This is a genomic window from Kribbella sp. NPDC055071 (assembly GCF_053608045.1).
Window position 1 is genome coordinate 586599 of sequence record NZ_JBSGUS010000002.1, and the last position, 15337, is coordinate 601935.

General features: G+C 67.1%; 17 protein-coding genes. 9 read left to right on the forward strand and 8 right to left on the reverse strand.

Annotated features, from left to right (window positions below; translation table 11 throughout):
• Positions 1-26: 26 nt before the first annotated feature.
• Positions 27-668, reverse strand: coding sequence for a response regulator (locus tag ACWF4Z_RS06135; RefSeq protein WP_452241847.1), 642 nt, complete (start codon positions 666-668; stop codon positions 27-29).
• Positions 665-2644: a sensor histidine kinase gene (locus ACWF4Z_RS06140; protein ID WP_452241848.1), complete on the reverse strand. Its 1980-nt coding sequence runs from the start codon at positions 2642-2644 to the stop codon at positions 665-667. The genes ACWF4Z_RS06135 and ACWF4Z_RS06140 overlap by 4 nt, the downstream gene beginning before the upstream one ends.
• A gap of 162 nt (positions 2645-2806) precedes the next feature.
• Here ACWF4Z_RS06140 and ACWF4Z_RS06145 point away from each other — a divergent pair, with 162 nt between their 5' ends.
• Positions 2807-3520, forward strand: coding sequence for a hypothetical protein (locus tag ACWF4Z_RS06145; protein WP_452241849.1), 714 nt, complete (start codon positions 2807-2809; stop codon positions 3518-3520).
• A gap of 9 nt (positions 3521-3529) precedes the next feature.
• On the opposite strand, the gene ACWF4Z_RS06150 is transcribed toward ACWF4Z_RS06145, so the two are convergent.
• Genes ACWF4Z_RS06150 through ACWF4Z_RS06160 form a run of 3 tightly spaced genes read right to left on the reverse strand, consistent with a single transcriptional unit; the run spans position 3530 to position 6776 of the window.
• Complete coding sequence (locus tag ACWF4Z_RS06150) at positions 3530-4792, reverse strand: class I SAM-dependent methyltransferase (RefSeq protein WP_452241850.1); 1263 nt, start codon at positions 4790-4792, stop codon at positions 3530-3532.
• The gene (locus ACWF4Z_RS06155; protein ID WP_452241851.1) at positions 4789-5526 is read right to left on the reverse strand and encodes a DUF1365 domain-containing protein; all 738 of its coding nucleotides are present in this window, start codon (positions 5524-5526) and stop codon (positions 4789-4791) included. The genes ACWF4Z_RS06150 and ACWF4Z_RS06155 overlap by 4 nt, the downstream gene beginning before the upstream one ends.
• Entirely contained in the window at positions 5523-6776 is a 1254-nt protein-coding gene (locus ACWF4Z_RS06160; protein WP_452241852.1) for an NAD(P)/FAD-dependent oxidoreductase, read from the reverse strand. The genes ACWF4Z_RS06155 and ACWF4Z_RS06160 overlap by 4 nt, the downstream gene beginning before the upstream one ends.
• A 104-nt stretch (positions 6777-6880) precedes the next feature.
• Here ACWF4Z_RS06160 and ACWF4Z_RS06165 point away from each other — a divergent pair, with 104 nt between their 5' ends.
• The 3 genes from ACWF4Z_RS06165 to ACWF4Z_RS06175 are packed head-to-tail and all read left to right on the forward strand — an operon-like array spanning position 6881 to position 9198.
• On the forward strand, positions 6881-7750 hold the full coding sequence (locus tag ACWF4Z_RS06165) for a MerR family transcriptional regulator (protein ID WP_452241853.1): 870 nt from the start codon (positions 6881-6883) through the stop codon (positions 7748-7750).
• A 57-nt stretch (positions 7751-7807) separates the two neighbouring features.
• Positions 7808-8242 (forward strand): SRPBCC family protein, encoded by a 435-nt coding sequence (locus tag ACWF4Z_RS06170; RefSeq protein WP_452241854.1) that lies wholly within the window; start codon positions 7808-7810, stop codon positions 8240-8242.
• On the forward strand, positions 8239-9198 hold the full coding sequence (locus tag ACWF4Z_RS06175) for an SDR family NAD(P)-dependent oxidoreductase (RefSeq protein ID WP_452241855.1): 960 nt from the start codon (positions 8239-8241) through the stop codon (positions 9196-9198). Before ACWF4Z_RS06170 ends, ACWF4Z_RS06175 begins: the two co-directional genes overlap by 4 nt.
• Here the strand turns inward: ACWF4Z_RS06175 and ACWF4Z_RS06180 are convergent.
• Positions 9168-9806 carry a TetR/AcrR family transcriptional regulator gene (locus ACWF4Z_RS06180; protein WP_452241856.1) on the reverse strand — a complete coding sequence of 213 codons (639 nt, stop codon included), beginning with the start codon at positions 9804-9806 and terminating at the stop codon, positions 9168-9170. The genes ACWF4Z_RS06175 and ACWF4Z_RS06180 overlap by 31 nt on opposite strands.
• A gap of 84 nt (positions 9807-9890) precedes the next feature.
• The gene (locus tag ACWF4Z_RS06185) at positions 9891-10556 is read right to left on the reverse strand and encodes a lysophospholipid acyltransferase family protein (protein WP_452241857.1); all 666 of its coding nucleotides are present in this window, start codon (positions 10554-10556) and stop codon (positions 9891-9893) included.
• Between the two features lie 228 nt (positions 10557-10784).
• On the opposite strand from ACWF4Z_RS06185, the gene ACWF4Z_RS06190 reads away from it, so the two are divergent.
• The 5 genes from ACWF4Z_RS06190 (at position 10785) to ACWF4Z_RS06210 (ending at position 14367) form a co-directional block, all read left to right on the forward strand.
• A complete protein-coding gene (locus ACWF4Z_RS06190; protein ID WP_452241858.1) occupies positions 10785-11489 on the forward strand; it encodes a class E sortase in 705 nt (234 codons plus the stop codon).
• A gap of 62 nt (positions 11490-11551) precedes the next feature.
• Positions 11552-12211 (forward strand): ferritin-like domain-containing protein, encoded by a 660-nt coding sequence (locus ACWF4Z_RS06195; protein ID WP_452241859.1) that lies wholly within the window; start codon positions 11552-11554, stop codon positions 12209-12211.
• 12 nt (positions 12212-12223) lie between these two features.
• The gene (locus ACWF4Z_RS06200; RefSeq protein WP_452241860.1) at positions 12224-12853 is read left to right on the forward strand and encodes a ferritin-like domain-containing protein; all 630 of its coding nucleotides are present in this window, start codon (positions 12224-12226) and stop codon (positions 12851-12853) included.
• A gap of 103 nt (positions 12854-12956) precedes the next feature.
• The gene (locus ACWF4Z_RS06205; RefSeq protein WP_452241861.1) at positions 12957-13301 is read left to right on the forward strand and encodes a hypothetical protein; all 345 of its coding nucleotides are present in this window, start codon (positions 12957-12959) and stop codon (positions 13299-13301) included.
• A gap of 37 nt (positions 13302-13338) precedes the next feature.
• Positions 13339-14367, forward strand: coding sequence for a hypothetical protein (locus ACWF4Z_RS06210; protein WP_452241862.1), 1029 nt, complete (start codon positions 13339-13341; stop codon positions 14365-14367).
• A 232-nt stretch (positions 14368-14599) separates the two neighbouring features.
• Here the strand turns inward: ACWF4Z_RS06210 and ACWF4Z_RS06215 are convergent, their stop codons facing one another.
• Positions 14600-14944 carry a MerR family transcriptional regulator gene (locus ACWF4Z_RS06215; RefSeq protein WP_452241863.1) on the reverse strand — a complete coding sequence of 115 codons (345 nt, stop codon included), beginning with the start codon at positions 14942-14944 and terminating at the stop codon, positions 14600-14602.
• Positions 14945-15337: the final 393 nt, after the last annotated feature.

Here is a 15337-nt window from a genome sequence, read left to right on the forward strand (position 1 = left end):
CTGACGCGCACCTGGGAAGGAGCTGGCTAGGGGTTTCCGAGGCCGGCGGTGCGGGCTCGGATGATGGCTTCGGGGCGGGTGGCTACCTGGAGTTTGGCGAAGATGCTGGTGATGTGGTTGCCGACTGTTGGCGGGGCCAGGGCGAGGCGGTGGGCGATCGCGGCGTTGCCCAGGCCGGTGGCGATCAGGTCGAGGACCTCGCGTTCGCGCGGCGTCAGCTCGGGGAACGCGGGCTGGTCGGGGTGTGGGCCGGACAGGTAGGCGAGCGCTCGGCGGGCGATCCCTGGACCGAAGATCGCCTCGCCGGCGGCGACCGCGCTGATCGCCCGGATCACGTTGTCCGGCGCGGCGCCCTTCAGTACGTACCCCCGTGCGCCGGCCCGCATTGCGGCGAACACCGACTCGTCGTCGTCGAACATCGTCAGCATCAGCACCGCGACCTCGGGCGCGACCTTCGCGATCTCACGGGTCGCCTCGATCCCGGTCAGGTCGGGCATCTGGATGTCCATCACCAGCACGTCGGGGCGCAGGGTGACCGCCGAGCGAACGGCTTCGGCGCCGGTGGCGGCAGTGCCGACGAGTTCGAAGCCGGCGTGGGCCGACAGCAACGCGCCGAGGCCTTCGCGGACGATGCCGTGGTCGTCTGCGACCACGATCCTCAGGTTCATCGACGAGCCCCTTCCAACGGCAGTACGACGTCGACCGTGCAACCGGTGCGGTCGTACCGGATCTCGCACCGCCCACCTAGTTCGCTGGCTCGCTCGCTCATCGAGGTGAGCCCGACTCCTGCCTTCCACTCTGGGCCTGCGTTCGTCCCGTTGTCGAGGACGCCGAGCCGCAGTACGTCGGTGTCGACACTAAGCCGTACGGCGGCCGTCGTCGCCGTCGAATGCCGGATGACGTTGGTGAGTGCCTCGGTGGCGATCCGGTAAGCGGCCACCTCCACGGCGGCGGGCAACTCCGCCAACTTCGCCGGGGCATCCACGGTCACCGTCAGCGCGCCGCCATCACCGCGACGCGACGCCATCGCCGCGTACTCGCGCAAGGCTCCCAGCAGCCCAAGCCCGTCCAACGCAGGCGGCCGAAGCTCATAGACCAGCCGGCGGATCTCCTCCACCGCACCGATCGCCTGGTCCCGCAGTTCGGCGAGCAAGGCCGACGAGCGCTGCGGCTCGGCCTCGATCAATCGCCGAGCCGCGTCGGCGTTCAGCACCACCGCGGTCAGTACCGGTCCCAGCCCGTCATGCAGATCCCGCCGGATCCGGCGGCGCTCCTCCTCCCGTCCGCTGATGATCCGCTCGCGGGAGTCCCGCAGGTCATCAGCCAGCCCTTTGGCCTGTACTGCGACCGCCAACGGTGCCGCGAGCAACGAGAGCACTTGCTCGTCGGCCGCATTCACCCGCGACTCACCCGAGCGCAGCCCCACCACGAGTTCCCCGAATCGGTCCTCCCCAGAGCGTAACTCGATCGCATGCCGGGCCGCGGGCAGTTCGCCGTACGCCGAAAGCTGCTTGCCCTCGACAACGATCGTCGCGGCCGGGAAGCGCATCACCCGGCAGAGGGCGGTCAGTACGCCGGGCAACCCCTCGCCCGACCCCATCTGGGCACCGACTTCCGCGATCGCCCGCACCGGATCCCGCCGGGCACCGTAGAACGCGCGATGAATCAGGCGTTGAAGCCAGACCCGGACCGGGTTGAACGCGAGCGCTATCACCAGCGTCGCAAGTACCGACGCGTTGCGGTCGAGCAGCGCGATCAGACCGAAGTAGGCGACGACGACCCCACCGACCAGGATCAGATAGAGCAAGGACCGCGACACCACCAGCCGGATGTCGAGCAACTGGTACCGCAGTACGGCGATCGCGATCGCCAGCGGAATCAGCAGCAGCGGCAGAACGCCCAGCACCAGCGACTCGGACGGCACCAGGTTCTCCAGCCCGAAGCAGGCCACGATGATCAGCAGCGCGAGCAGCAACCACAGCACCTGGCGGCGGACCTGCTCCGATCCGCTGCGATAACGCAGTACCACCGCCACAAGGGCCGCGACGAAGCTGACCAGCAACCCGGCACTGCTGATCGCGCCGAACACATCAACCGCGGCAAACCCAGTCCAGTGCGGGTACCCCGGGATGCCGATCTCGGCCGACAGGCCACCCTTGCGATCCAGGACGCCGGTAGCCGTCCACAGCACCGCATTGACCACCAGCCCCGCGACGAGCCAACGCCAGCGACCCGAGAGCAGGTGTCCGTCGGGGAACAGCACGAGCGTCAGCGGAATGAACAGCGCCAGGGCCGGAGCCCAACCGCCGTTCGTCACCGTCGCAAGAAGCCTCCACCCGACCGTGGGTTCGCCCAGCCAGGCGAGCACGCTGAGGCCGGTCGCGGTCGACGCGTAGCAACAGCCGCCCACCAGCAACGACCAGCCGATCGGGTTTCTCGGCCGGTAGTACGCGATCGGCCACCCGGCGAGAGCCAGACAAAGACCGATGGCTGCGTTGGAGACGACGAACAGGTCGGTCAGTCTGGCCCAGCTCAAGTCGGAGGCAGGCGCAGCCACGGCGGTGACGAGGGCTTCCAGCAGCGCAACGGCGAGCAGGACCGATGCCGCCGTACGGCGTCGGTCGCTCGGCCCGGACTCGCTCATCTGCTCATCATCAGGCCGGTCGCCCCTGATCGAGTAGGGGTCTGCCCCCAGATCACCCAGGAACCTTTCTCGCCTGGGCCACAGGCCGCGCACCTGCCGGTCGGGGGCGGTCGCGGCCGACGCTGAAGCCAACACATCCACTTCAGCGGTTGGGAGCAAGTCATGTCAGAAACGCAAGTCACCACCCCCGCAAGCAAGAAGGCCGTCCGCCGGCCACGCGATGTCCGCGGCTTCTGGCGGGTGTTGCTCGCCGTGGTCGCACCGCTGCCGATGCTGTTCATGGGCCTCTACTACCTGGTCAGCCCGGTCGGCGGCGATGCGGCCTTCAAAACCACAGTGGACGCGGTCGCGGCCGACCCCGGCCGGTTCGAGTTGATGCAGTGGCTCCAGGTGCCGTTCTTCCTGCTCATCCCCGCGATGTTCGCGGCGGCGTGGGTGTCCCGGCGTACGGCGCCACGACTGGCCACCGCCGGCGGCCTCCTCGCGGTCGGTGGGATGAGCGCCGGCTTCTTCCTGTTGCCCGGCGTGGTGACGCCCGAGTTCCTCACCGTCCACGACGGGCTCGACGCCGGGGTGATGGAGAAATTCGCGGACGTCTACGAGAAGCAGGCGACCGTGCAGATCGGTAGTCTGCTCTTCATCCTCGCCGTCACCTTCGGACTGCTGCTGCTCGGGATCGCCTTGTGGCGCAGCAAGGTCGCGCCGGCCTGGATGGGCATCGCCCTCGCCCTCGGCGGCTTCACCCACCCCTTCATGCCCGGTCACCTCGCCGCCGGCGCCGGCCTGGTCGTCGCCGCCATCGGGTTCGCGGGCGCGTCGGTCGCGCTACTCAGATCCTCCAACGACAACTTCGACCTACCACCGCTGCAAAGGTAGGCGCAGAACTTAGTGCATTGGGTGGTCGTCTGGTCGGGTGAGGCGTAGGTGCCCGACGTCGAGGTAGGCGGACGCGAAGCCGGCCTCGCTGTAGGCCAGGTAGTACTCCCACATCCGCCGGAAGGTTTCATCGAATCCGTCGGCGTGGATCGCCGGCCAGTTCGCGATGAACGTGTGCCGCCATCGCTGCAGGGTCTCGGCATAGTCCGGCCCGAAACGGTGATCGACGTCGACGGCGAGTGAGGTATGCGCGGCGAGGGTCTCATCGATCGCGGTTCGGGACGGAATGATGCCGCCAGGAAAGATGTACTTCTGGACCCACCCGAACGAGCGTCGGGTGGCAAGCATCCGATCGTGGTCCATCAGGATCGCCTGTAGTGCGACAACTCCACCGGGCACCAGCAGTTTGTCCAAGGTCCGGAAATAGGCGGGCCAGTATTCTTGGCCGACCGCCTCGATCATCTCGACGCTGACGATCGCGTCGTACGAACCGGTGGCTTCCCGATAGTCCTGTAGGCGCAGGTCGATCACATCGGTCAGCCCCGCGTCGGCGACGCGTCGCTCGGCCAGGCTGAGCTGCTCGGTCGACAAGGTGATGCCGGTGACCCGCGCGCCTCGGCCCGCCGCGGCGATCGCCAGCGTTCCCCAGCCGATACCGATCTCGAGCACGCGACTGCCAGGCCTGACCTCGGCGAGGTCCAGGATGCGATTGATCTTGCGTGCTTGCGCGTCCGCCAGCGACTGTGCGGCCAGGGGTACGTCGCGGTCGAACATGGCGGAGCTGTAGGTCATCCCCGGATCAAGGAAGGCCGCGAACAGTGCGTTGCTCAGGTCGTAGTGTGCGCTGATGTTGCTTCGGGCACCGATCATGGTGTTGCGCTGGCTGCGTGGACTGCGTTGCTCGACCAGGCCGCGGAGGTGGAGCAGCGGTCGCGGTAGCAGGCCGGCGACGCGAGCCGCGAACGGAGTCAGGAGGGCGCCGAGGTCGGTGCCGTCCGCGGCCGTCCAGTCGCCCGCCATGTAGGCCTCGCCGAGCCCGATCTTCGGGTTGTGCGCGAGCCGCTCGAACAAGGCGTCCGGCCGGACGATCCGCAGTGTCGGACCATCGGTCGGGCCGCCACCCCAGACGGTCCCGTCAGGATGAACGGCACGCACCGGGACCTGATCGAGGATTCGGCTGACGATGAGCCGGGCGATCCGGGCTCGGACGCACAACGGCCGAAGGATGGGATGCCGTACGCAGAGCGGGTCGGCGATCGTCAGCGTGCTCATTGGATTCCCTTCTGGACAGCGTGCACGGGCCGGCTGACGACTGGGAGGCGCCTGGCCCACAACCACACTCCGTGCAGGCGGATCAGCGCTGAGACCCGTTGAGGCATCAGTGGCATCCGGACCGCGGTCGCAAGGACAGCTCGCCGGGTCGCGGGCCGGGGCACGCCGTCGAAGCCGGCGCCGAAGAACTGCTTGCCGTGCCGCGACAGCGAGATCGACACCCGGATCCGGGTCGCGTCGAGGTGGAAGTCCATTCGATACCGGCCGGATACGTCGTTGAACGGCGAAACGTAGAACTCTTTGTCGATCTCGGCTGCACCGCTCTCGTCGAGGTCGAGCAAGTAGACATGCCGTTCGCCGTAGGTGTTGTGCACCTCGGCGACCACATGCAGCGTTCGGCCCGCGTGGTCGATGCACCAGAACACGCTCAGTGGGTTGAAAACGTGCCCGAGCACTCTGGCATTCGCGAGCATCACGACTCGTCCGTCGAAATGGACGCCGTGGGCGGTGAGAAATCGGCGAAGGTCGTCCTTGATCGCGGGGCCGGTTCCAGCAAAGTGGTCCCGGACGTCGAACCGGGCAAGATGTCTCAGGTACCAGGGCAGTCGGGGCAGGTCGTCGAGGTCGACCAGCCACTGGTAGACCCCATGCCGGAACGCGTGCCGCACGGGACCGGCTCGGCCGTGCCGCACCGTTCCGATCACCAGCGCAGGCACCGCCGGGACGCGCGTCACCACATCACTCCGAACGAGGCGGCGGCTGCCACGCCGGACTTGCAGCCGTCCTCGTGGAAGCCCCACCCGTGGTAGGCCCCCGCGAAGGCGGTGCGCCCCGTGTTGAGCGACGGCAGCCGCCGCTGCGCGGCCACTACCTCCGGCGTGAACACGGGGTGTCGGTAGTCCATCCGGGCCAGCACCTTTGCCGGGTCGATGCCATCCCCGCCGTTGAGGGTCACGAGGTACGTCTCGTCGGTCTCCAGGCCTTGGAGGCGGTTCATCCAGTACGTGACCAGTGGGGCGTCGGGGGAGCGGCGTACGACGTAGTTCCAGGCCGCTCTCGCGTTATTCGTTGCTGGGAGCAATGAGGTGTCGGTGTGCAGCACGACCTCGTTGTGGCTGTACCCGAACGGCGCCAGCACCTCCTTCTCCGCCGGGGTGGCATCGGCCAACAGGGCGAGGGCCTGATCGGCGTGCGTCGCCAGGACCACCCGCCCGAACGTGCGCATCCGTCCGGACGCGTCGGTGAGCCGTACGCCCTCGGCGTGCCTCTCCACCGTTCGCACTGGGATGCCGGCTTTGACTGCGTGCAGCCGTTCCGCAACGTCGTCGACGTACCGGTGCGATCCGCCGGTGACAGTGCGCCACTGGGGCGCGCCGCCGATCGAGAGCATTCCGTGGTGGTCGAGGAAGCGGAAAAGGTACCGCGCGGGGTAAGACAGTGCGGACCTGCCGCCGCAGGACCAGACACAGGACACCACAGGTACTGCGTACAGCCGGACGAAGGAACTGCTGAATCCTTCGGCGCGGAGGAACTCGCCCAAGGTGGTGAGGTCCTCGTCCCCGCTGCGGTCGACGTACGCGGCGGCGCGGTGGTGGAAGCGGCGAATCTCGACCAGGAGCGCAAGGAACTTGTGGTCGAGCAGCCGCCGGCGCTGCGCGAAGATCCCGGCGGCGCCACGGCCGCCGGCGAACTCGATGCCGGTCTGAGCATCGCTGATACTCATGCTCATCTCGGTCGGCCGGGTCTTGACGCCGAGTTCGGCGAACAATCGGCGTAGGAGCGGATAGGTGCGGTCGTTGTGAACGATGAACCCGGTGTCCACTGCCAGCCGGCGGCCGGCCGGGTCGGTGACGTCGTGGGTGTCGGCATGGCCGCCGAGTCTCGGATCAGCTTCGTAGAGGGTCACGTCACAGCTGCGAGCCAACAGGTAGGCGGCGGTCAGCCCGGACACGCCGGCGCCGACGACCGCAACGGTCTCGTTCATCGACACCTCCCGTGGGCTGAACTGCTGTCTAAGGATTGTCTAGAGTCTAGGCAGCTGATCCAGCGCGGATCAATGCCAGTGTCGAAGGTCTGTAGCATGTGAGCATGGACACCTCCAGTCAGCAGGGCGGTCTGCGGATCGGCGCGCTCAGCAAGCGCGCGGGGGTGACCCCGCACGTCTTGCGCGCCTGGGAGACCCGCTACGGGCTATTCGCACCTGATCGCTCTCCGGGTGGGTTTCGGCTCTACTCGGATGAGGATCTGCGGAGGGTTCGCCGGATGCGGGCGTACCTCGCTGATGGAGTTTCCGCGGCCGAGGCGGCACGTGCGGTGCTGGCCGAACCCTCATCCCGCCGGGTCGACGACAGTGCCGAGCCGAGCGGTACGTCGACCCTGCAGCAGGCGCTCGACGAACTTGACGAACGGGTCGCGCACGTCGTTCTGGATCAACTGTTCGGCTCGCTGACCATCGAGGCCGCGGTCCGCGACGTACTCCTCCCGTACCTGCACGATCTCGGCGAGCGCTGGGGACGCGGAGAGGTAACTGTTGGCCAGGAGCACTTCGCCAGCAACCTGATCAGGTCCCGGCTGGCCGGGATGTCCGCCGGGTGGAGCACGGGCCGGGGACCGCGCGCACTGCTCGCCTGTCCGCCCGGCGAGTTGCACGACATCGCCCTGTTGGCGTTCGGGCTGGTTCTGCGGCGCGCGGGCTGGCGCGTCACCTACCTCGGCGCTGATTCGCCGGCCTCCGACATCGAGCAGACCGCGGCGCTGCTCGAGCCAGACCTGGTGATGCTTTCTGCCGCTGACCCCGCCCGGTTCGAGGCGATCAGGTCCGATCTGGTCCGGCTCAGCGGACAGAGGTCGGTCGCGTTGGCCGGCCCTGGCGCGTCTGCTGAATTCGCCGATGCGGTCGGCGCCGAACACGTCGCGGAGGATCCAGTCACCGCGGCCGAGCGATGGGCCGACCGCTGATTCCCTCACCCTGACCACCGCGGACCACGCGGACCCGATCGAACGGAGGACGCAGCCATGATCGTGATCGAGCGAGAGGTAGTCGTCACCGCACCAGCCACTCAGGTGTTCGACTATCTCGCTGACTTCGAGACAACCGAAGAATGGGATCCCGGCACCGTAAGAACAGTCCGGACCGACGGCGATGGCGGGATCGGTACGACGTACCGGAACACGTCGCGCTTCGCGGGCCGGGAGAGCGACTTGATCTATGTCGTGCAAGAACTGGCCAGACCGCTCCGGGTTGTGTTGCGCGGGGAGAACAAGACTGTCGTCGCCCGCGACACGATGACATTCCGCGGCGATGATCGTGGCACCACCGTCAGCTACCGTGCCGAGTTCCGGCTCAAGGGGCTGGCGCGGTTGGCCGAGCCGTTCCTGCGTCCGCAGTTCAAAAAGCTCGGTGACAACGCCGAGCAGGGGTTGCGCGATGCCCTTGGCCGACTGCCATGATCCCGGGGGTCCTCGGTGACGCCCTCGACACAGCGCTCGACCGAGCCGTCGTTCCCGGATACACCCGCATCGGCTATTGGGTGCGCAGCCGCCGGTGGCCCGCCGATGATCCGCGGTCGGACGCCCTGCGCGGAAAGACCGCAATCGTCACCGGTGCGTCATCGGGACTCGGCAAGGCTGCCGCGACCGAACTCGCACGGCGCGGTGCGCGCGTGCGATTGGTGGTCCGCGACGTCGATCGGGCTGCGTCCGCGGTCGGAGAAATCCATCGAGAAGTGCCCGGCGCGCAGCTCGAGGTCGACCGCTGCGACGTGTCTGACCTGGACGACATCGCGCGCTACACCGCGGGACTCGAGGTGGACCGGCTGGACGTCCTCGTGCACAACGCGGGCGTCCTGCCGCCGCGGCGAAAGGAGAGCGCCCAAGGGCACGAGCTCACGCTGGCGACGCACGTCCTCGGGCCGCTGCTGCTGACCGAGCGACTTCGGCCTGCGCTGGCGTCTACTGCTGGGCGGGTCGTCTTGGTCTCGTCCGGAGGGATGTATGCCCAGCCGTTGCCGGCAGACGATCTGGAATACGTGCGGCATGGGTATCGCGGTGCGACGGCGTACGCACGGACCAAGCGCGTTCAGGTCGAGCTCACACCTCTGTTGGCGTCTCGGCTCGCCGACGATGCGATCAGCGTGTACGCAATGCACCCAGGCTGGTCGGACACACCAGGGCTGACCTCGTCACTACCTGGCTTCGCGAAGGCAGCCAGGCTGCTGCTGCGGTCGGCGGACCAGGGTGCCGACACGATTGTCTGGCTCGCAGCCACGGAGCCGCCGCCACCCACGGGCGGTTTCTGGCACGACCGCAGGAAGCGCCCGACCCACTACTTGCGGCACACCCGAACAACCGAAGCAGACCGCCTGCACGCCTGGAACTACTGCCTGAACGCAGCCGACCTCACCTGACCACGATCCCGCCGAGCCGCTGTGGTTCCAGAGTCGGGTGTGTCGGTCAGATGGGTGTGGACGATGCGGGTGATCCACAGCGTGGGGTTGTCGTCGGGGAGGTTGAGGATTTCCAGGGCGTGGGTGCTGCGCAACGTGGCCAGGCCGTGAAGGTTGGCCCAGAGCGCGAGTCCGCGTTCGCGCGCGTCGGTCGCTTCGGGACGTGCTTCCTGGATCAGTGTTGTGACGGTGTCGAAGAGCGGGAGCGAGGTCTGCCGCAGATTGCCGCCGGCGCCTTCGAGCAGGTCGTGCCGGAAGATGAGTTCGAACATCGCCGGCCGCTCGTTCGAGAAAGCCAGATAACTCACGCCGAGTTGGACCAGCCGGTCCTCTGCCGGCGCGGCGGTATCGCCCGCGATCGGCCCGAGGCGCGACGTGAGATCGGCCAGCCCGGTTGCGGCGATCGCCGCCAGCAAAGCGTTGTGGGTCGCGAAGTACCGGCGGGGTGCGCCATGGGAGACGCCCGTACGCCGGGTGATCGCGCGCAAGGTGAGCCCTTCCAGGCCCTCCTCCTCGAGCAAGTCGATGCCGTCCCGGATCAGTCGATCGCGCAGCGAGATGCTGTCCATGGCGACATTGTCCTGCACTGCTCGCGCCTCCAGCTGTAGCGACCGTACGACGCCCGCCCGCCGCCGTACGGTCGATGACGTTCCTCAAGCGACTCGGGGCGAGTAGATGTCGAGGTATTCCTGACCGGAGTGCTGCTGCACAACGCTCATCAGATGGTCGGTGGCCTGGCGGACGACTTGCTGAGTGATCCGCTGGCCGACGTACGGCGCGAGGTCGAGTGGCGGGCAGATAGTGATGTGGACCCGGCCGAAATGCCAGCGGCGGCTGTCGGGTGGGTTGACCTGGTCGGTGCCGTGGACGATGACCGGGATCACCGGCGCACCGGTGGCGAGGGCGACCCGCATCGCGCCGGTCTTGCCGCGGTACAGCCTGCCATCACGCGATCGGGAGCCTTCTGGATAGATTCCCCACAGTCCACCGGCATTGAGGATCGCGGAGGCCGCGTCCAGAGCACTGCGTGCGGCCCGGCCGCCGGATCGGGTGATCGGGACCTGACCCGTTGCCGTGAAAAACCAGCAGCGGACCCGGCCCTTCACGCCGCGGCCGTCGAAGAACTCCGACTTGGCGACAAAGGTGACGCGACGACGGACGAGCAGACACAGGTACAGCGAATCGGCCAGCGCGAGGTGATTGCCGGCCAGGATCGCCGGACCGTGGCGCGGGATGTGTTCCAGCCCCTCGATCGATGGACGGCCGATCAGCCGCAGCGCAGGGCCGGCGAGAACATGTTTGAACAGCCAGTACCACATGTGACCCCCACGAAGTAGACAGTGTCTACGGCAATAGTAGACGCTGTCTACGCGGTCCGCATCCGATGCGTCGTGGGTGGGTCGAGTGGTGCGCGATTTCGGGATCGGACCCATCCGGGTCGTCGGGTGCTCCGAAGTCTCCTCAATGATTCTCGTGAGGAGCTGATCGGCAGTGCCGGAAGTCGAAGGTCACGCCCACTCCATCTGCGGTTCTGTCGGTGCGGGCCGGTGAGAGGCTGGACGCCGGTCTGGCGCTGGCTTGCCGGCAGTGTCGGTTTTGCTGTCCTGGTGGCGTTCGCCGTCGTTGTGTTCGGCCCCGACGGAGGCAAACAGTCGGCCAACGCCCCGGCGCAGGCGGCTGGTGCGTCGACGTCGGCGCGGCCGTTGGCTGGGGCAACTACCGATGATGCGTTGGTCAACCGGATGCTCGAGCAGCTCCGGGACGGCAAACCGGTCGAACCGCAGTTCAGTGCCGGCGACAACCCTGCAGAGGGTGTCCCGATCGAGGCGATCAAGGCCAAGCCCGGCGAACAGTTGCGACTGGGTGAACTCGAGATCCCGCGGCTCGGCGTGAAGCAGCCGCTGAACAACGGGGTTGACGAGGCGGCGCTGGTGGCGGGCGTCGGGCACTGGCCCGGTACGCCGTTGCCGGGCAGCCCGGGTAACAGTGTGATCAGTGGTCACCGCAGCACCCACGAGAAGCCGTTCCTGTACCTGGACAGGCTTCGTCCGGGAGACCCGATCATCGCAACGGTCGGCTCCCGGCGGACGACGTACAAGGTCGTGAAGACCACGATCGTCCCGCAGGCGCAGTACGTGAAGTTCATTCTCCAGCAGCCCACTGACCCACGCGCCAAGGTCATCACCTTGTTCGCGTGCAACCCGATCACCGCCCATTACCAGCGCATCGTCGTCCAGGCGCGCGCCGGTTGAGGAGGCGATACCCCGGCTCTTGACCTGTTCGCACGGTGAATTGATCCACCAAAAGGAGAATCATGGGTATCAAGCAGATCTTCGGGGGCCGTCCGGTTCTCGAGTTCCGTGACGAGCAGAGCCGGCGCAGCTTCCTGCGCAACGCGGCCCTGATCGGCGTCGGTCTGACGTACGTCGCCACCCGCGCCGGCGATCCAGTTGCCTTCGGCAACGCCGACCGTGGCTTCGGTGCCGAGGTCGACAAGAGCGATCTCGACATCCTCAACTATGCGCTGACCCTGGAGTACCTGGAATCGGCGTTCTACACAGCGGGTCTGAAGGCCAAGCTGCTCAAGGGCCGCGAGCTGGAGCTGGTCGAGCCGATCCAGCAACACGAGGCCAACCACGTCACGGCGGTCAGGACGACCATCCAGGATCTGGGTGGTACGCCGGTCGCCGCTCCGAAGGTGAAGTTCCCGACCGGCACGTTCTCGACCCGGGCCGCGTTCCTGAAGACTGCGGGCATCTTCGAGGAGCTCGGGGTGAAGGCGTACCACGGCCAGGTGCCGCTGGTGAAGAACGGCGACATCCTGGCCGCCGCCGCGTCCATCGCCGGCGTCGAGTCCCGGCACGCCGCCATCATCGCGCAGATCTCCGGCGGGAATCCGTTCCCGGCGCCGATCGAGGCTCACCTCGCCATGGCACCGGTGCTCAAGGCCGCCATGCCGTTCATCGCGAAGTAGGGAGAACAGCACATGACTGACACCGTTCGCGACTTGGTGCACGGCAATGCTTCCGCCGTACCGGCGGGGGCTGCGCTGGGCGCACTCACCCACGGGTTCGAACTGGCCGCTGCGAAGGACTTCGGCAGCGACATCGACGTACTGAACTATGCGTTGACGCTGGAGTATCTCGAGGCAGAGTTCTATCGGCAGGGCAACAAGGCGGGGTTGCTGTCCGGCCAGGAGAAGCAGTACCTGATGCAGATCGGCGCCGACGAGGCGTCGCACGTCGCGACCATCACCGCGACGATCCAGAAGCTCGGCGGCAGTCCGGTCGGTGCGCCTGCCGTCGATTTCGGTGGCGCTTTTGCCAACCGGAAGAGCTACCTGACGACGGCACACATCTTCGAGAACAAGGGTGTGGGCGCGTACCTGGGTGCGGCCGGCTTCGTGAAGGACAAGATGATCCTGCAGGCAGCGGCCGGCATCTTCGGTGTCGAGGCCCGACACGCGGCCGTCGTCGGAAACCTGCTCGGGCTGAAGGCCGAGGGCGGCGTGTACGCAGGCTCGACCGAGGTAGGCATTCCGAAGGCCGACGTCCTCAAGGCCGTGGCGCCGTTCCTGCAGGACCCTGCCAAGGTCGTTGCCGCGATCACCCTTTAATTCTGTCGCCGAACGGCCCGGTCGTACTCGGGGGCGACCGGGCCGTCATCGGGTTTGCTCGCTCTGGCCCGCGATGAGGCGGTGGGCTGCGATCATGGCCTTCATGCGCGAACCAAACGATGAGGTGGCAGGCGCCGACGAAATTTGGGATCGATTCGTCGATCTGGTGCTTACTGTTGGTGCGGTCGAGGAGTGTCGGTCCCGGTACGGCGACAAGCCGGCCATCCGGCTAGGTCAACGCGAGATCGCACACAGCGAAGCGCCGGGACGCATCGACATCCGGATCACTCGCGCAGGGTGGCGAAAGATCCGTGCGGACTACGCGGATGACTCCGCGATCGTCAAGGAGCCGACCCGCACCGACTGGCTCGAGCTCCGGTTCGCCACGCTCGAGGACCTCGCAGGGTATCGGCCGGTCTTGCATACGCTGATCGAGTCGAACACGTGACGAATAGCGGCTGGTGGACGATCGAGAAGGAGACAGGATGGCGTCGGCGGCAGACTCCAGCGCGCGGGCACGGCGGGCGCAGGCGCGGGCGAGGCAGGCTGTGCAGGATGGTCGTTGGGATTCGGCGCTGAAGCAGAGCAAGCTCGCGGTGGCCGCGGCCGAAGAGGCTGTCGCGTTGGCCGACCGGGACGACGACGTCGTACTGCTTGCGCAGGCTTTGGCGGTCAAGAGCCAGGTCCATGATTCGCTCCGCGACGGCGACCAGGCCCTGTCCGCAGCACGTGAGGCGATGGACGTCTACTCGAGACTCGATCGCGAGCTGAACAACCCGCAGCGGGTCACCCGTCGGCTGGGTGATGACTCAGTACTGTTCTCGCCCGGCCAGGGTGCTCTCAAGGACCGATTCGCGGCGTTGTATGCCGAGACCGCGAACCTGCAGCTCGATCTGGCCGAGCTCATCGCGAAGTACGAGGCCGAGACCGGAGAGGTCGAGGCGCGGCGACTGGCGGAGGTTGCGTTCAGGACCTTTCAGGAGTTGGCGCAGCACAGCAGCGTGTACGTGGCGAAGGTCGATGAAGCGGCAGCCCGACGCGAGGCAATGCTCGGTTCGGCTCCCCAGGCGATGACGACGGAAGAGCTCACCCGACGGGCCGCCCAGAGTGAGGACGAGAAGAGCACGCACCTGAAAGCCCGGGAAGCACAGGCGGAAACGTACGCGGAAAGGGCGCGGGACGACTACGCGGCACGACGCTACGCCGACGCGGTCGAGAACATGCGGGTGGCTGTCGAGGCCTACCGGGAGCTCGCTGCGCATGTCCTGTGGCACAAGCGTCAACTGGCACGCGCCCTGTTCGACTACGCGCACCACCTCGAAGCGCACGGGAGCAGGAGCGCCGCAGTGCGGGCGATGCGCGAAGCCGGTCTCCTCTTTTCGCAGGTGCACGAGCAGAACGACCATCGCTTCGCAGGCAAGGTGGCGCTGTGCTCCCGCGAGTTGCGCCACCTGCGGCTGATGCGGCTCGGTCTCCGCCCGCGCCGCCGCTTCGTGGCACCTCTCGCGCTGTAGCCGACCTCGCCCGTACGGCGTGTGATCGCGGCCGACCACGACCGCGGTACCCCAGCGTCCATCCCCCTGACGTTTGAGTCGATACGCCGGCCTGCCGGTCGGGGTGAGCCTTACCCGGCCTGCCAGCGCATGACGGGCGAGTCCGGTCCAATCGCCTGCTAGTTGGGACCGGGCGCTGGCGGCCAGGCCGTTTGGCTTCCCCCGAGACGACTCTCCGATGCTCACACCGAATCTATTCGGCCTGGTCGTGTCGCCGCTGCCGGTCCTGTTCCTTCATCTGCTCGTTGAGTCGCAGAGCCTCGGCGAGTTGGTCTTCCAAGATGATGATCCGGCAGGCGGCCTCGAGGGCTGTGCCTTGATCGACGAGTTCGCGGGCCCGGGCGGCGATCCGCAACTGGTAACGGGAGTACCGGCGGTGGCCCCCCTCGGAGCGTTGTGGGGTGATCAGTTTCGCCTCGTCCAGGCTGCGCAGGAATCCCGGCGTGGTGCCGAGCATCTCGGCCGCCCGGCCCATCGTGTAGGCGGGGTAGTCCTCGTCGTCGAAGTTGGCCGTCCCGGTCGTCGGGGGTGAACTCATTGGTGTCTCCGTGTGCAGGTCTGGGGTCATCGAACCTCCATGTCGAAGGGCCCCGGTGCCGAAGCACCGGGGCCCAGGGGTTGTGGATTGTCACCATCTACCGGCCGTGAGGCCGACCTTGCCTGTCCGCAGCACGCCACGTGGGGGCTGTTCCTGCGGGGATCGCTGAATGCGTAACCGAAGACCACCTTCCCATCTGATGGAACTACGGCACCCGCCTGGCGAAGTACTGGCACTGGCGGGCGATCCGACGGTGTAATCCCTTCCCTTCTCTCTCGAACAACAACTACCTACTGCTACCTCAACAACAAACAGCAACTGCGAGTACGGAACTGCGCACTACCTACTGCTACTGCGATTACCAACTGCGACTTCACCAACTACTTCCATCCG

Coding starts and splice junctions, on each gene's coding strand:
- ACWF4Z_RS06135 (WP_452241847.1), bottom strand. CDS start 668: ATGAACCTGAGGATCGTGGTCGCAGACGACCACGGCATCGTCCGCGAA.
- ACWF4Z_RS06215 (WP_452241863.1), bottom strand. CDS start 14,944: ATGAGTTCACCCCCGACGACCGGGACGGCCAACTTCGACGACGAGGAC.
- ACWF4Z_RS06205 (WP_452241861.1), top strand. CDS start 12,957: ATGCGCGAACCAAACGATGAGGTGGCAGGCGCCGACGAAATTTGGGAT.
- ACWF4Z_RS06195 (WP_452241859.1), top strand. CDS start 11,552: ATGGGTATCAAGCAGATCTTCGGGGGCCGTCCGGTTCTCGAGTTCCGT.
- ACWF4Z_RS06160 (WP_452241852.1), bottom strand. CDS start 6,776: ATGAACGAGACCGTTGCGGTCGTCGGCGCCGGCGTGTCCGGGCTGACC.
- ACWF4Z_RS06140 (WP_452241848.1), bottom strand. CDS start 2,644: ATGAGCGAGTCCGGGCCGAGCGACCGACGCCGTACGGCGGCATCGGTC.
- ACWF4Z_RS06210 (WP_452241862.1), top strand. CDS start 13,339: ATGGCGTCGGCGGCAGACTCCAGCGCGCGGGCACGGCGGGCGCAGGCG.
- ACWF4Z_RS06170 (WP_452241854.1), top strand. CDS start 7,808: ATGATCGTGATCGAGCGAGAGGTAGTCGTCACCGCACCAGCCACTCAG.
- ACWF4Z_RS06150 (WP_452241850.1), bottom strand. CDS start 4,792: ATGAGCACGCTGACGATCGCCGACCCGCTCTGCGTACGGCATCCCATC.
- ACWF4Z_RS06145 (WP_452241849.1), top strand. CDS start 2,807: ATGTCAGAAACGCAAGTCACCACCCCCGCAAGCAAGAAGGCCGTCCGC.
- ACWF4Z_RS06165 (WP_452241853.1), top strand. CDS start 6,881: ATGGACACCTCCAGTCAGCAGGGCGGTCTGCGGATCGGCGCGCTCAGC.
- ACWF4Z_RS06175 (WP_452241855.1), top strand. CDS start 8,239: ATGATCCCGGGGGTCCTCGGTGACGCCCTCGACACAGCGCTCGACCGA.
- ACWF4Z_RS06185 (WP_452241857.1), bottom strand. CDS start 10,556: ATGTGGTACTGGCTGTTCAAACATGTTCTCGCCGGCCCTGCGCTGCGG.
- ACWF4Z_RS06200 (WP_452241860.1), top strand. CDS start 12,224: ATGACTGACACCGTTCGCGACTTGGTGCACGGCAATGCTTCCGCCGTA.
- ACWF4Z_RS06180 (WP_452241856.1), bottom strand. CDS start 9,806: ATGGACAGCATCTCGCTGCGCGATCGACTGATCCGGGACGGCATCGAC.